The sequence below is a fragment of the Bacillus sp. JJ1122 genome, from assembly GCF_036964885.1.
In the GTDB taxonomy this organism is placed as follows: domain Bacteria; phylum Bacillota; class Bacilli; order Bacillales; family Cytobacillaceae; genus Mesobacillus.
This window is the reverse complement of record NZ_JBALQL010000047.1, coordinates 1-14,751: the sequence shown is the minus strand read 5'-3', so window position 1 is coordinate 14,751 and position 14,751 is coordinate 1. Positions and strand designations below refer to the sequence as shown.

Genomic DNA, 14,751 nt, shown 5'->3' with positions numbered 1-14,751 from the left:
CACTGAATAGCTTCCTCGGATCTGACCACGCACGATGAAAGCATTTTCGGAGGAGTCTTCGCGCCTCCCACTCCAATCAACAGGTTTTCAATAACTGATCTGTGACCTGTATCTTTGTCGACAAGCTAAAGCCGGCTTTTTATGTTCTCAGAGAATCCCTATTTTTCTTTTTTAGACTTTGGATTACCTTTTCTTCCTGCAAACGGCAGTTCATAAAGCTTGCTGGCATTTATATCCCCAAATTCCATGCCAAACTCTACATTATAAGGCTTTTGGTGCCTTTCTTCATGCTTTTTCATTTAAGCTCTTCCTTTCCTGCCTTGCTTTGAATTCCTGTTAGCAAATTTTCCGGCATCTTCACCCGATGAAAATTCAGCGCTGAATTCTGATTCCTGAATATTTTTCTTAGGTGTGTTTGTGTATTTTTCTAAAGCATTTCTTTCTGCTTTCCGTTTAGCCATATGATCCACCTCCATAGTACTATTTTTTTCATTTGCTTAAGAGCTATGTACGAATTTGATTGCCTAATTTTACAAAGGGTGACTCCTAATAAAATCCTCCCTATATCCAAAAAATAGACTAAAAAGGAGGGCTACTATGGTAAAAGATCATCCAATCCTCAAACCTTTGGATATTGATGAAACATTGCCTCATCAGGTGAATGCTCCAAGCTTTAAAGATACAGGGATTCAAATGGAGGCCCCTTTCATAAATGAACATGGCGTCATCATCGGGGACAGTCTGTATGCCTCTCAAAGTTCTCCTCTGGAAAACTGGAGTGAGGAAACTGACCCTGCTATTATGGCAGGTAACGAATGGGTTCATCCTACCAACGATATAGGCTGGAATTCAGCTGAAAACAGGGAACTGCTAGAAGAGAAGCGGAAGCCTCAGGCTTTCCCTTTTATGCATCCAACAATCGATGTAAGTAAGGGACAGGACTAAAGGGGTTATAGTTTATCATCTCACCATATAGAAAGATCCGGGGATTCCCCGGATCTAATCGTTTATCCAATAATAATTCGTTCTTTTGGATAATGTATACTTTCTTTATCCGTTTTTTTAGCAATCAACAACAAAAATGAAATAACTCCTACCCGGCCGATAAACATCAAGACAATGATAATCGACTTACCGACTGTACTTAACTCCGGAGTAATTCCCATAGACAGTCCTGTCGTCCCAAATGCTGAAGATACTTCAAAGATAATTGCCATCATTGGCTGATTCTCAGTTGCCATTAATATAATTACCGATAAAAAACAAATGATGATTGCCATAATGGTTACAACAAGCGACTTAATGATATCTTCCTGATGCAGTTCTCTATTGAAGATTTTCACTGATCTCTTACCTCGAGCGAAATGATAGAGAAACAATAGGTTAAGGGCAAAGGTTGTGGTACGTATTCCTCCTCCAACCGAGCTGGGGGAAGCACCAATGAACATCAGAACACTCAAGATCAGCAATGTAGGATCAGAGAAATCACTGACATTCATTGTTGCCAACCCGCCATTCCTTGTGGACGATGACTGGAACAAGGAATAAAATAAAGCAGAATGCCATGATTTATCAGCAAAAAAATGATTATTTTCCAAAATAAAAATAGCCGCTGTCCCGAAAACTAAAAGACCCAAAAACGTAATGGTTGTGATTTTAGTAAAAAGAGAAAATGGATAAGGTTTCTTCTTATTCTTTCTAAATAAAAATCCTTTCAATTCTATAAGGACAGGAAAGCCAATCGCCCCAAGTGTCAACAAAACAATATTTATGCTTTGCACAAAATAATCATGGGCAAAAGGGATCAGGGAAGCACCAGTTATATCAAAACCGGCATTTGTAGTAGCACTTATTGATGCAAACAAGCCCTGCAAAAACGCTTCTTCCCGTGAAGGAAAGAATTTCATAAAATACAAGCCCAATATTAAAGCGCCTATCAATTCTATTAAGACTATAATGACAAGAATTTCCTTAAGCAGTTTGACGAGTCCAGACATTGTTGTCTGGTTTTGATCCGTCATAATCAGCCTTCGTTCTCTAAGGCCAATTTTCTTCCTAATGATCAACCAGAAAAATGTACCTAGGGCCATTACCCCAATGCCGCCAAATTGAAGGACAAACATTAGTATGAAAATACCAGGAGTGGTGAATGTATCACGGACACTTATCGTCGATAATCCTGTCACACTCACTGCACTTGCCGCAGTAAACATTGCATCCATAAATGACCATTTTGCCCCAGGACGAATAGCAATTGGAAGACTTAGCAAGCTCATTGCAATGACAACTGCTAACAGATAATATGTGACGATGATTTGAGCAGGTGTTAGTTTATCCAGTTTCTTTCTAAATTTAATCCACATAATTGATTCCTTTCGACCCTAATTCATATACATACCTATGATAAAGAATATCAACTGAATAATAAAGTATTTTCCTGCAGTTCCCTTTTATAATATCGTGTGCTACTAAAAAATTCCGATTCACGCGAAATAATATCCAATATAAAAAAACTTTACCATTCATGAACCGGGCACAATTGATAACACTATATTTACAGAGAGTTCTCTCTGTATACCTAAATAGGAGTTGACAACCATGGCAAGAAGTTCAAATAAATTGCTGGTTCCAGGAGTAGAACAATTCATGGACCAGGTAAAATATGAAATCGCTCAGGAATTCGGCGTGAACCTTGGTTCTGATACTGTATCAAGAGCTAACGGATCAGTAGGCGGGGAAATTACTAAGCGTCTGGTACAACAGGCACAAGCACAGCTTTCAGGTAAAAACCAACAATAACAATTGAATATAAAAATGGAAAAAAGTCCGGAAGTTAATTCCGGACTTTTAAAGTTTTTAATCTTTATTGTTATGGCCATTATGTTGACCATTATGACGGCCTTGTTTACCGTGAGATTTGTCATTTGGTTCTTGTTTAATATTGTTGTTTTTTTTTCTCGTTTCTGTTCTTCCATTGTCCATTTGGCTGCTGTTGCCATACTTTTGGCCTTTGCCTCGATTTTGATTATCGCCTTGGCTTTTGTTAGTATTTTCATTATTGCTTTTTCGATGATCCTTCTGATCCTGTCCTTTATTTCTATCAGTTGACTTTCCGTGGTTAGTCTTTGACGGCTCAGAAGTCTTCTTTATTTGCCCGGGTGCCTCATGTTTCTTCGGCTGCACTGTATCTTTTTGTTCTGGTTTCGGCTGCGGTTTCAATGGGGTAACAGGCTTTTTCTTAGCAGCTTCTGGTTTAATTTTCTGTTTAGCAGGCATCGAAACTGGTTTAGTTTTTTCAATCTGCTTTTCTTTATAAACTCCTGTTGTCAGCCCTTGCTTTTTGGCATTCTTACGCTCTTCATTTGTGCCCTGCATAACCTTAAGCTCAAGATTTTCTTCTTGTGTGGCCTTTTTTATTTCAGAAATTTTCTCTTCCAATTTCCTGTCAACTGCCTTATTAACCTTACCGTTATGGACTGTGGCTATCACAATGTCATGCTTTTGATTGAAAAATCCTTTGTCTTCGATTTTATCTAGAATCATTTCAGCTACCTTGGCTGCATCTTTCTTTTTCCAGCCATCAAGTTCTTCAATGATTTCTTTGCCTTCTGGATTGTAACCTGTTAAACGCAGTACTTTTAGTTCATCGCTTACAGCTAATTCGATACTCGGATTTACATCAATGGACATATACGCGTATACCTGCCCGCTTTGATAAACCGGAAGGAATGCGGTCATAACCATCATCAATGCTGCAGTAAGTGCAATTGTTCTTGCTTTAAAACTATTTAAAAATGAAAGATTGAATTTCTTTCTTTTATCTGTGGACATTTCTGGAAAAAAATGAATTTCTTCTCCTACCTGATAATCTTGTTGAAGCTTTCGGGCTTGTAAAAACTCACCTTCGGGGGTCAACAATGTTAGGTAAAGATCATTGATTTCAAGGATAACTCCTTTTCTCATGTCTCTAACACCCCTTTAATATAATCCTTTAAATAAATATAATCCCCAAGTAAGATCAGTGCGATGGCAATGATATATTTTCTGTTTCTCTCTATAGTCTTTCGGCTGACATCAACCATCTCTTCTAAATGCTTGATTGGCAAGCGCTTTTTATCCAGAAGCAAATTCTTTAATTCTTCGTTTTCAACCATCGCTTGAGCAACGAGCATGGCATTCTTACGCGCATCCGCATGCTTCGGCGATTGATTGAGCAGATCCTGAAAAGAAAGATCAAATTCCTTCAGTATACTCTGGAATTGAATGATTTCCTCCCGCCTTAGTTCTTGTTCTGTTTTTTTCCTGAAGTCATCAAGAGAAAGCTCATCTTCAATTGTTGAACGCTGCTGCTCTTCCTCAGAAGGATCATTTGATATATTAAAACTTAAGCTCTGGTTTCTGCTCTGCTGGCGGATATAATCAATCACTCTCCGCTTGATCATTACTTCGGCAAAGCTTAATAATGAATTACCTTTTTCAGATGAATATTTTTGGATTGCCTCATTAAAGGCGATGAGGCCAATGCTAAATTCATCGTCCGATTCATGTATGTATCTCTTGCAGACAGCTGAAACGGTCTTTGCAATAAAAGGCTTATAAGAATCAATCAATTCATCCCTTAAAGCTGCATCCCCCTGATGGATTTTTTCCACTGTCTCTTCCAATGGTCTGCGCCGTTTCTTTGCCATGAACAATAAACTTAGCAATAGCCTCACCTCTTTTCTCACCACATTATATCATATCATGTCAATTCTCTATTGTGGTTAGGCAGTGAAAAGATAGCCTGGAATGGCTATCTTTTCGAGTCTATTGTTCAAACTTATTCAATGTTTTCCATTACCTTTGCTTTCGCCATTTTGATGACCTTTGCCCTTGCCTTCATGACCTTTTTGCTGCTTATGTTCTTCCTTTTTATGAGAACGTTCTTGCTTTGCTTGATGTTTTTCTTCTTTCTTTGCAGCTTTGCGTTCTTGATGAACAGCCTTGCGTTCTTGCTTCTCAGCAGCTTTTTCAGCTTTTTTCAGTTGTTTTGCCTGTTCTTTTACGGATTTTGCTGGAGCAACAACAGGAGCAACTACAGTGTCATCATCTGCTGGCACAGTTTCATCTGCAGGTTCTTCGGCTGGTGCTTCTTTCTGCTCTTCAACTTGATCGGCTGGCTCAAGATCAGTTACAACTGGTTCAACTATTACAGGTTCAGTTGTTTCATTTTCTTCTTCTTCAGGCTTTTCAGCATATTTTTCTTCCAATTTAGCAAGCTTCTTGGCCATTTTTGCGTAAGTTTTGTCTATATTCTTTTGAAGGGCAGCTTTTGCTTTGTCATTACCTACATGCTCCATTGCTGCTTTCAAAGCGATAATATTTTGCCTTAGGATGCCTTCAATTTCTTCATATGGATTTTCAGCTGTGACGTCTTCTGCTTCTTCTTCCGTTTCCGCATCTGCATCATCGCTTGGAACTTCAGCAACTACATCGTCTCCGTCTGCAGGTGCTTCTTGTTTATTTTCATCTTCTACATCTGCTTCAGAATCCGTTTCATTTTTAGATTCAGTCACATCATCTGAAACTGTTCCTTCTTCTGTTTTTACATCTTCTTCTTTTTCTGTTTCATCGTTTGTCTTCTCTTCATCAACGATGACCTGTGAATTTTCCATGTATTTAACAGCAGTCTCGATTACCTCAAGTGCTTCGTCTTCTTTTCCTGCTGCAAACAGTTCGCTAGCTTCAGCTAAACGTTCTGCTGCGTATGTAGCAAGCAATTCTGCTTCCTCAGCCTTATCAAAAGTGAAAGCAAGCCTGATTTTTTCCAATGCTATTTTTGCAAAGTAGAAGAAATCTCCAGGAATTAAAGATGGGTTCGTTTCTGCAAGCTCATCAACTTGAGTTTTTGCATCCTCAATATCCTCTGGGCTAACAGTTTGTAAATCTACTGTTTCGTACTCTGTTGTATTTTCTTCTGCCATAGCAATTGGTGAAAATGTAAATGTACCGGCAAGCACTAGAGCCAATGTACTTTTTGCAATTTTCTTCATCTCTTGGTTGGAAAGTTTCTTCATTCTCTGTTCACCTCATAATTTTTTGGAAGCGGCCGCTTTAATCACTAAATGGTTACGTTTGCACTGGAGGTTTTTATGGGGGTTTTTGAAAAAAAAATTAAAAAACTTCAGTCAATTTGTGACTGAAGTCTTTCTTTTTCGTTGATAAATCCTGAATTTACGACTGCTTTCGCATTAAAAGCCTTTATGAATCATGCTGCATTTGGAGTTTTCGGGCAGAAAAAATATATCCCCCTATAGCAATCGAAATTAAAACAATCCAGAATATTAACTTCCAGATTAACGATTCAGGAAAATGTCGGTCAATTACCCCGATTTCTGGATGAGCAAGCGTGAAGACTGCTAGTTTTACTCCAACCCAGCCAACAATTAAAAAGGCAGCCGTTTCAAGCGTCGGTCGTTCTTTTAATAGCTTCACAAACCAGTTAGCCGCAAACCTCATAATAACAAGTCCAATGATGCCTCCCAGGAACATGACAATAAATTGTCCACCATCAATGCCGCCGATCCTAAACCAGCCACTAGGTGTCAGCGTAACTGCAAGAGCAACAGCCGCAAGCATCGAATCGATTGCAAAGGCGATGTCTGCAAGCTCCACTTTTAGGACCGTCTTCCAAAATGACGACTTCGAAGGCTTAACCTGTTTTTCCTTCTCGTTATTGCCTGTATTTGCATAATTCCTGATTAAATGACTGCTGGAAATGAATAGAAGATATAGCGCGCCAAGTGCCTGAACCTGCCATACATCTGCCAGCAAGGAAATCATGAACAATGTCGCAAATCGAAATATAAATGCTCCAAATAAGCCATAAAACAAGGCTTTTTTTTGCTGATCGTTTGGGAGGTGTTTTACCATTACCGCCATGACAACGGCATTATCTGCGGCGAGAATTCCTTCCAGCCCAACAAGAACAATCAATACCCAACCATATTCAAGCAGCATCGCTAAATCCATTTTTGTCACCCTCCGGTTCTTATTATTTACAATACTCCCCGCTGATAAAGGCACAATTTTTGGATTTCAAATCACAAAAAAGACCTCTGCCAGGCGGCAAAGGTCTTGCTAAGCATATGTACATGCCAACAAAGCCGATGGAATATTCCCATGAAATGACGACTTTGCTTTAGGTTTCCCTAACAGCTACTCCCCTTTGGAAGATACTATTCAATTTGGAATGAGTCCATTTCTACACTTAATTAGTGATTCGTTTAGTACGTCTCTTTAATATTATATGCAGCTATTTAAAAACATGATACAAAGATCAGTCGGCATAGAATTTCAATAATACTTTTCTGATTAAAAATCCAGAAATCACACCTGGAATCACAAAGAGCATTGGCAGAAATACCGGGCCTGGAAATACTCCCATAATCTTTACCTTTGGAGAAACCATCAATCCTACGGTTACAAAGTAGGCGGAGAAAACAAAAGGCAAAAAAGTCAGCTTCTCATCATCGGGCATTACACTGCGGTATGCATCCCACATTGCAAACATATATAAACAAGGGTAAAACATCAGCCATTGAACATCCATTACCTGTAAAGCTTTTTCCGTCTCACCCAAAAAGCTCAGCATAATTCCCTTATTGAAATTACTATATACATTCACCAGGAACTCAAGCACGACAAATAATATTCCCTTGATTAAGTTGCCGGTAAGGAGTTGTGCGAAACCTGGGAGTGCTATGCTCCACATCACCGCTTCTAGTTTGGTTAGTTTCTTTTTATTGGCCACTCTAGATTCATCCTTTAATCGTTTTATTTAGCTCTTTTCGCACCTTTGCGTTTTTCATATATTCCTCCATGATTGAACTCAAAGTATGAACAACGATCGAACAAGCATGTGTTAAGCCGTAAAACAGCAATTTGCGAATTTATCCTGCTTCATAAAACTCAGCACACTCTCCTGATGGTTTTAGAGTGTCCAATTAAGGCCATCAACTATCATTTTTCCAAAAAATTGTTAAAGATATTTAACCTATACATAAAAATGCCATTCCTTTATCAAAAGGAACGGCATTATAGTTATTTTATTTTAAGTAAGGCTAAATAGTCTTTGGCAAATGACAGCCAATTTCTCTTTTCTCCGAAATAGTTTTTGAATAAGTTAAGAAAAAGAGGATATTTCCCTTTGTAAGGGTACCAATGTATTTCCGAATTCATTAAGCCTAGGTCTTCCATAATCGCTTTTTCATGACAAAATATTCGCAGTCCACCCTCAGCGTGATACCGTCCAATCCCGCTATCCTTTGTTCCGCCAAATGGCAAACCATGGTTCGCAACAGTTATGATGACATCATTGATAACGACAGCTCCGGATACCAGCCTGGATGCCACTCTTCTCGCCTTTTCTTTATCTTTGGTCCAGACACTTGCATTTAAACCAAAAACCGTTCCATTGGCTAGAGTGACAGCTTCCTCCTCAGTGTCGAAGGGTACTACAGGAAGTAAAGGGCCAAACGTTTCTTCCTGGATAATTTTCATATCTTGCTCAACATGTGTTACGACAGTCAAGGGGATGAACATTCCTTCCTGCCAACTTACAGGCTCGAGGCCTGTTACAAGCTTTGCTCCTCTTGCTAAAGCTTCTTCCAGCTGTGCCTTCACAATATCCTTCTGCGCCGGGAAAGTCATGGAACCTACATCTGCATTTTCATCACTTCCCTGGGTCAAATTCCTGACCTCTGATTTTAGCAGCCCAAGAAATTCTTCAGAGATAGAACGTTCCACGTAGAGGCGTTCTGCACTCATGCAAACCTGCCCACTGTTTGTAAAAGCTCCCCAGGCAGCAGCCTTTGCAGCTCTTTCCAGATTAGCATCCTTGAATACAATCATCGGATCCTTTCCGCCTAGTTCCAGTGTGGTCGGGATTAAATCTCTTGCTGCCTGCTCCTGAATGATTTTGCCAGTCCTGACAGAACCGGTGAAAAATATATAATCAGGTTTCCCCGCAGTAAAAGCTGCACCTACTTCTTTACCGCCATGTGCAACCTGGACAGTTCCTTCAGGAAACCCTGAGCGATGAAATAGATCTTCAATGCATTTTCCTACGAGTGGAGTGACCTCTGAAGGCTTTAAAATCACTGTATTGCCGCCTGCCAATGCGCTTACCATTGGTACCATTGCCAGTTGGAGCGGATAATTCCATGGTGAAATCACCAGCACAATCCCTCTTGGCATGTAATCAATGTACGATTTTTTGCCAATTAACAAAAAGGGCGTTTTTGCTTTTTGGCGGCTAAGCACCTTTTCTGCATGCCTGATAATATGGTCGATCGCATCAAGAGTTGGCATTATATCCGCAACGATTGCCTCTGTCAGCACCTTTCCCGTATCATCGGAAATGACCCTGGCAATCTGGTCCATCTCATCAACCATCAATTGTTTCAGCTTTCTAAAATATCTTAAGCGATCAGGAATCGAAAGGCAGCTCCACGCTGCAAAAGCATTTCTGCCTCGCTGATAAAAGAGCGGTGCCTCATGAATCCGAGTCTCTTCAATCTCAGCGATCATCTGTCCTGTCGCAGGTGCAATGACGGTTAATTTTTGGACTTGTTCAACTGAATGCACGTTCATTCACCTGCCTACATAATTTTTATCTGGTAATGAGGTTCATGCTTGTTTTGCTTGTAAAATGAGGCCATTGCCGAGATGCCATCCTTAAAGTCCGGGCATTCAATCCCCGAGTCCTTTAAGTCTTCCTGGGCTTGCGTTGAGTCAAAATACCCTCTCCATGTAAAATAATCGAGCGCTTCTTTTTCGACACCGAGATATTTTCTAAAACCGCGCAAATTTAAACCAGCTTTTGCCAATCCTATTGGAATCGAACCTTTAGGCGTTTTTTGCATCAATTCAGCCATCATCATTTCATATAACTCCGAGACTTTATAAGGCTTTGGGTCAGTAAGATGATAGGTTTTACCAGCACCTTTTTCCGAGAAGGTTAAATAGGCTGTTGCTTCAATAATATAATCGACCGGAACAAGATTTACAACAGTCTCACCTTTTCCAAGCCGCGGCAGGAAAGGCATGAAGCTTAGGCGGTCGATAAAATTCATGATAAAATAAGGACCATCAAACTTGATCGTTTCCCCCGTCCTTGAATGTCCTTTTACAATCCCTGGACGAATGATGGTGACAGGCACTTCTGCTTTTAATGCATCAACTAATATTTCAGCTTCATATTTTGTTTCTTCATAAAAATTCTTAAATTCAGCCGGCTTAACTAATTCATTTTCGTATAAAACCCCTTCTCTTTTGCCAGCTACATATGCTGTGCTGAAATACGTGTAGCGCTCAATATTTCGCAAGTTCCTTACCCATTCATTAACATTTCTTGTGCCTTCAACATTCACTAGAAACGCCAGATCCTTCGGCACTGCCAGATCATATATTGCAGCAAGATGGAAAACATGGGTAACCGACTCTTGTAAGTAGGCATTTTTTTGCGGTTCGATTTCCAAACCACGCTTCGTAATGTCTCCCGTAATAATTTCAAAACGGTCTTCAGCTAATGCGAAATCACTTATTATGAACTTCTTTTCGTTCTCAGCCTTTTCTGTCATGGATGGCAGGACAAGTACATATACTTTTCCTTTCCCGTTGTTTTTCCGAAGCACCTCTCTTATCAGTTGATTGCTGATGAATCCTGGGAAGCCTGTAAAAAAATATCCGTTCTCCATATATATCCTCCTTAATGTAATTAGCTTTATTTTATCTGTAAGCGTTTGTATTTGGCAAAATTTTTTGCTGATAATTCTGAATTTTACTTTTTCCAGGGTATGGTTGAGGATAATTTTGTTACTTTTACGGTTGAGGGACAGTGTTCACAAAAAATAATAGGTGCCTGATAACCATGCCAAGCAGCATAGTTACCAAACACCTATTGCCTATATTATCTTCGTCTTCTTAAACCCCTGTTAGTTGTTGAATCTCCATCCTCTTTTACCAGTTGAAGTAGTTCTTCAAGCATTCCGGCCATTTCTTCTTTTGAATATTTCCCTTGCTGGATAAGGGTAGTCTTATCTTCGATATTTCTTTCGAATTCTGTGTCCGTATGCTCCTTCAGCAAGTATGCAGGCACCAAATGTCCATCAGGAGTCGCATACATTTTGTTCATCCTTCTTGTATCTTTATCAAAAAAGCTATACATGACCGGGATAACAAATAGCGTCAGGAATGTACTGCTGATCAGGCCGCCAATTACGGTAATTCCCATTGGCTGGTTGATTTCTGCACCCTCTCCAATACCTAATGCAAGAGGGACCAGTCCTAATATCGTCGTTAAGGCCGTCATCAGGATTGGTCTTGCCCTGTCTTTAACAGACAGAACAATAGCTTCATGGGGATTCAACCCTCGTTCTTTCTTCTGGTTGATATAATCGACAATTACGATTGCGTTATTTACGACGATACCTGCCAAAACAATAATCCCTATAATCACTGTCAAACTGATCGGAGTTTGTGTCGCAGTCAATGCTATTGCAACTCCTATGACCATTAAAGGTACCGTGAACATGATGACAAACGGATATTTCAAGGATTCAAATTGAGCCGCCATCACGAGATAAACTAAGATGATTGCAAGGAAGAATGCTAGCACTAAATCATCAATCGATGATTCAAGAAGCTCCCTGTCCCCGCTGAATACAACTTCTGTTTCATCAGGCAGATCAAGCTCATCAATTTTCTTGTCTACTTCTTTTGAGATAGCTCCAAGGTTTGTTGATGATTTATATTTCATCGTAAATTCAACGGCATCCTGCTGATTGATCCTTTGAATTTTAACAGGTCCACTGCCAGTTTTGATATTGGTCACCTGTCCTAAAGCAACATAGCTCCCAGCCGGCTTCTTGATCAGCAATTGTTTTAGTTTTTCAAGATTTTGTGTAACAGCACGATCATACTCAACAAATACCCCGAGGATTTCTCCGTCAGTACCTGACATTTGTGTTGCCATGCTCCCTCTGGTTACATCATTCACGATCATGGCAATCTGCGCAGGAGCTAGCCCTTGGGCAAGAGCCTTTTCCCTGTCGACTGTTACCTGAATTTCATCCACTTTTTCATTTTTGCTCGTTGATAGTTCATTGACATCTTCAAGATCTTTGAGTGAATCGTGAATTTTTGTCACTGATTCATTCAGTCGTTTCTCACTCGTATCCCGGACACTGAATGTGAGCGTGTTTGGCGCTGAACCAGATGTGGACTGTAAATTAAAACTGAGGTCAGCGGTGCTGTTAGCTTTTTTCGCGGCTTGTTCCAGTTCTTTCTTTTTATCATCGACAAACTTGAATGTGCTAATTTTTCGTTGTTCAAGGTCAGCCATCTTCACATATAACTCTCCGACATTTGTATTCGTCGTGCCTCTAAAGGAAGCTTCTTGTGTAGTACCGACCAAGCTGACATATACGTCAACGTTTTCTTCACCCTTTAATTCATCCTCAAGTGAAGCGAGTACTTTTTCCGTTTCAGACAAAGCAGCACCATTTTCTAATTTTACCCTTATACTGAAGAATCCTTCGTCTGTTGCAGGAATGAATTGTGTCCCGACAGTAGTCAGTCCATACCCTCCTCCAGCAAGCATCAGCAGGGTAATCAAAATGACAATGAATCTGTGGTGGAGAGCCCATCTTACGGACTTTTCCAAACTCTTCATCGAACTTGAACGCTGTCTTCTTGCCTCGAGGTTCTTTTTAGGAGCCTTTAAAAGCCGGCTTGCAAGCATTGGCACAACAGTCAAAGCCACAATCAAAGATGCCAGCAGACTGAATGAAATCGTCAGCGCAAATTCAGTGAAAAGCTCACCGATAATTCCTGATATGAAAACAACAGGTAAAAATACAGCCACCGTCGTAAGGGTAGATGCCGTAATGGCTCCTCCAACTTCCTGCGCTCCATCACGGGCAGCAGTTTTTGGATCTTTGCCCATCGAAAGGTGACGATAAATATTTTCAATCACGACAATCGCATTATCGACCAGCATGCCAATTCCTAGGGCAAGTCCGCCAAGTGTCATGATATTCAAGGTGAAATCCGCAAAGAACATTAATACGAATGTGAAAATAACAGAATAAGGAATTGCAATCCCGATGATCAACGGACTCTTCACATTCCTCAGGAAAAAGAACAGCACCGCCATCGCCAGCAGCCCTCCGACAATAAGGGAGTTAGAGATATTCCCAATGGCCATTTTGATATAGTCACCTTGATCAAAAAGGACCTCAGATTTAATTCCTTCATATTTGTCTCGCTCAAGTAACTTGTCCAGCTCATCGAGAAATGCCTTTGAAACCTCTGCTGTATTGGCGTCAGATTGCTGGAGTACACTTAAGAGAACTGATGGCGACTGGTTCGTTCGCGTGATTGTACGGTCATCCTGTTTTTGTAATTCAACTTTGCCTACATCCTGGAGCTTAACCTTTTGCTTTGTCACTGGATTTGAAAATACAGTCAGGTTCTTAAGTGTGTCTACAGAATCAAGCGTACTAATGACCCTGGTCGTCAGCTCTTTTCCATTCGTTAAAATGGTATCGCCCGGCATCGAGACATCATTCGCCCTGATCAAGTCAACAATATCGGACTGGCTTAATTTATATTTCTTTAATTTTTGCTGGTCTAATTCGACCCTTACTTCCTGGACAGAGGTCCCCGAAAGATTGACACTTGCAACTCCCTCCACTTTGGTCAACTCAAGCTCGAGCTCTTCAGCCAAATCCCTTAATGATTGTTCATCTTGATTCGAACTTAAGGACAATTGGATAATAGGAAACTGCGAAGGATCGAACTTAAGGAATCGCGGCTTTTCCGCCTCATCTGGAAGCTGTGCCATATCCAGTCTCTGAATGACCTCGTCCTGGATATCATCAATATTGGTTGTCCAAGAAAATTGCATCAGGATCAGGTTGGCACCTTCCTGAGAGGTGGAAGTCATCGTCTTGATTCCTGGCAAAGTAGCCAGGTTGGCTTCCAAAGGCTTAGTTACCTTTTCAACTACTTCCTCAGGACTGGCTCCCTGATAATTTGTTACCACCACACCCACTGGCGGATTGATATCCGGAATCAGCTTTAGCGGAATCCTCATCATTGAAACAATACCGAGAATCAGGACCAAAAACATGGTCACAATCGTAAAAACAGGTCTTCTGATCGAAAAATTGCTGATTTTCATATATTAACTCCTTTCGGCTGTAAAAACATGCTGACTGACCGGACGTACCAAATTAATTCAACCCTAAATATAGTGAAGCCTTTGCGATATTGCAAATGTCATCTATGTAGTATGTAGAGACCATTTTTAAAAATAGAGCGCTCGAAAGAAACCGCACACTTCATTTTAAATCAATTGATGCCTTAATGAAACTTTGAGACATTCAAATTACATACTATTTCTATCCGCAGAATTAGTCATTCCGAGTGAAAATAACCTTATACTCGCTTCCCTTCCGCATAAGTTCTCATTTTCTTTCATCGCGTGTTCGGAAACCGGGAAAGTGACTTTTGTGATCTCCGAACCTGTTTTCTCTCCTTTTACCATCGGATTCTCCTCTCATCGAAACACTTAAAAAATTGCAGAACAAAAAGCGCAAGCGCCTTGGTCAGCCCCGACAAGCGCTGGCCGACTAAAACCGCCACGTCCTGTGGCAACGTCGGCACTAGTACATCGTGTCCGTCGAAGGGCCGACCAGTGAAGTC

The 14,751-nt window shown here is 40.5% G+C and carries 14 protein-coding genes; 2 read left to right on the top strand and 12 right to left on the bottom strand.

The window, feature by feature from the left end:
• Positions 1-158 precede the first annotated feature (158 nt).
• Both V7201_RS22165 and V7201_RS22160 read right to left on the bottom strand, forming a co-directional pair.
• Positions 159-299 (bottom strand): hypothetical protein, encoded by a 141-nt coding sequence (locus tag V7201_RS22165; RefSeq protein WP_335378927.1) that lies wholly within the window; start codon positions 297-299, stop codon positions 159-161.
• Complete coding sequence (locus tag V7201_RS22160) at positions 300-461, bottom strand: hypothetical protein (protein WP_335378926.1); 162 nt, start codon at positions 459-461, stop codon at positions 300-302.
• Between the two features lie 136 nt (positions 462-597).
• On the opposite strand from V7201_RS22160, the gene V7201_RS22155 reads away from it, so the two are divergent.
• Entirely contained in the window at positions 598-945 is a 348-nt protein-coding gene (locus V7201_RS22155; protein ID WP_335378925.1) for a DUF3905 domain-containing protein, read from the top strand.
• Between the two features lie 62 nt (positions 946-1,007).
• On the opposite strand, the gene V7201_RS22150 is transcribed toward V7201_RS22155, so the two are convergent.
• Positions 1,008-2,363, bottom strand: coding sequence for a TrkH family potassium uptake protein (locus V7201_RS22150; protein WP_335378924.1), 1,356 nt, complete (start codon positions 2,361-2,363; stop codon positions 1,008-1,010).
• 235 nt (positions 2,364-2,598) lie between these two features.
• Between V7201_RS22150 and V7201_RS22145 the strand changes: the two genes are divergently transcribed.
• Entirely contained in the window at positions 2,599-2,799 is a 201-nt protein-coding gene (locus V7201_RS22145; RefSeq protein ID WP_335378923.1) for an alpha/beta-type small acid-soluble spore protein, read from the top strand.
• Between the two features lie 57 nt (positions 2,800-2,856).
• Here V7201_RS22145 and V7201_RS22140 read toward each other — a convergent pair whose 3' ends face one another.
• From V7201_RS22140 to V7201_RS22100, 9 genes are all read right to left on the bottom strand, one after another.
• Complete coding sequence (locus V7201_RS22140) at positions 2,857-3,963, bottom strand: anti-sigma-I factor RsgI family protein (protein WP_335378922.1); 1,107 nt, start codon at positions 3,961-3,963, stop codon at positions 2,857-2,859.
• A complete protein-coding gene (gene sigI, locus V7201_RS22135) occupies positions 3,960-4,706 on the bottom strand; it encodes an RNA polymerase sigma factor SigI (RefSeq protein ID WP_335378921.1) in 747 nt (248 codons plus the stop codon). The genes V7201_RS22140 and sigI overlap by 4 nt, the downstream gene beginning before the upstream one ends.
• A gap of 117 nt (positions 4,707-4,823) precedes the next feature.
• Positions 4,824-6,056 (bottom strand): DUF5667 domain-containing protein, encoded by a 1,233-nt coding sequence (locus V7201_RS22130; RefSeq protein WP_335378920.1) that lies wholly within the window; start codon positions 6,054-6,056, stop codon positions 4,824-4,826.
• 184 nt (positions 6,057-6,240) lie between these two features.
• Positions 6,241-7,011 (bottom strand): TerC family protein, encoded by a 771-nt coding sequence (locus tag V7201_RS22125; protein ID WP_335378919.1) that lies wholly within the window; start codon positions 7,009-7,011, stop codon positions 6,241-6,243.
• A 307-nt stretch (positions 7,012-7,318) separates the two neighbouring features.
• Positions 7,319-7,753, bottom strand: coding sequence for a hypothetical protein (locus V7201_RS22120; protein ID WP_335378949.1), 435 nt, complete (start codon positions 7,751-7,753; stop codon positions 7,319-7,321).
• A 329-nt stretch (positions 7,754-8,082) separates the two neighbouring features.
• Positions 8,083-9,627, bottom strand: coding sequence for an aldehyde dehydrogenase family protein (locus V7201_RS22115; protein ID WP_335378918.1), 1,545 nt, complete (start codon positions 9,625-9,627; stop codon positions 8,083-8,085).
• A gap of 14 nt (positions 9,628-9,641) precedes the next feature.
• Positions 9,642-10,739 carry an SDR family oxidoreductase gene (locus V7201_RS22110; RefSeq protein WP_335378917.1) on the bottom strand — a complete coding sequence of 366 codons (1,098 nt, stop codon included), beginning with the start codon at positions 10,737-10,739 and terminating at the stop codon, positions 9,642-9,644.
• Between the two features lie 212 nt (positions 10,740-10,951).
• Positions 10,952-14,227, bottom strand: coding sequence for an efflux RND transporter permease subunit (locus V7201_RS22105; RefSeq protein WP_335378916.1), 3,276 nt, complete (start codon positions 14,225-14,227; stop codon positions 10,952-10,954).
• Between the two features lie 207 nt (positions 14,228-14,434).
• Positions 14,435-14,593: a hypothetical protein gene (locus tag V7201_RS22100; RefSeq protein ID WP_335378915.1), complete on the bottom strand. Its 159-nt coding sequence runs from the start codon at positions 14,591-14,593 to the stop codon at positions 14,435-14,437.
• Positions 14,594-14,751 lie beyond the last annotated feature (158 nt).

Bases quoted from the DNA above. Each gene is read 5' to 3' on its own strand.
- V7201_RS22165 (WP_335378927.1), bottom strand. From the start codon at position 299: ATGAAAAAGCATGAAGAAAGGCACCAAAAGCCTTATAATGTAGAGTTT.
- V7201_RS22160 (WP_335378926.1), bottom strand. From the start codon at position 461: ATGGCTAAACGGAAAGCAGAAAGAAATGCTTTAGAAAAATACACAAAC.
- V7201_RS22155 (WP_335378925.1), top strand. From the start codon at position 598: ATGGTAAAAGATCATCCAATCCTCAAACCTTTGGATATTGATGAAACA.
- V7201_RS22150 (WP_335378924.1), bottom strand. From the start codon at position 2,363: ATGTGGATTAAATTTAGAAAGAAACTGGATAAACTAACACCTGCTCAA.
- V7201_RS22145 (WP_335378923.1), top strand. From the start codon at position 2,599: ATGGCAAGAAGTTCAAATAAATTGCTGGTTCCAGGAGTAGAACAATTC.
- V7201_RS22140 (WP_335378922.1), bottom strand. From the start codon at position 3,963: ATGAGAAAAGGAGTTATCCTTGAAATCAATGATCTTTACCTAACATTG.
- V7201_RS22130 (WP_335378920.1), bottom strand. From the start codon at position 6,056: ATGAAGAAACTTTCCAACCAAGAGATGAAGAAAATTGCAAAAAGTACA.
- V7201_RS22125 (WP_335378919.1), bottom strand. From the start codon at position 7,011: ATGGATTTAGCGATGCTGCTTGAATATGGTTGGGTATTGATTGTTCTT.
- V7201_RS22120 (WP_335378949.1), bottom strand. From the start codon at position 7,753: ATGTGGAGCATAGCACTCCCAGGTTTCGCACAACTCCTTACCGGCAAC.
- V7201_RS22110 (WP_335378917.1), bottom strand. From the start codon at position 10,739: ATGGAGAACGGATATTTTTTTACAGGCTTCCCAGGATTCATCAGCAAT.
- V7201_RS22105 (WP_335378916.1), bottom strand. From the start codon at position 14,227: ATGAAAATCAGCAATTTTTCGATCAGAAGACCTGTTTTTACGATTGTG.
- V7201_RS22100 (WP_335378915.1), bottom strand. From the start codon at position 14,593: ATGGTAAAAGGAGAGAAAACAGGTTCGGAGATCACAAAAGTCACTTTC.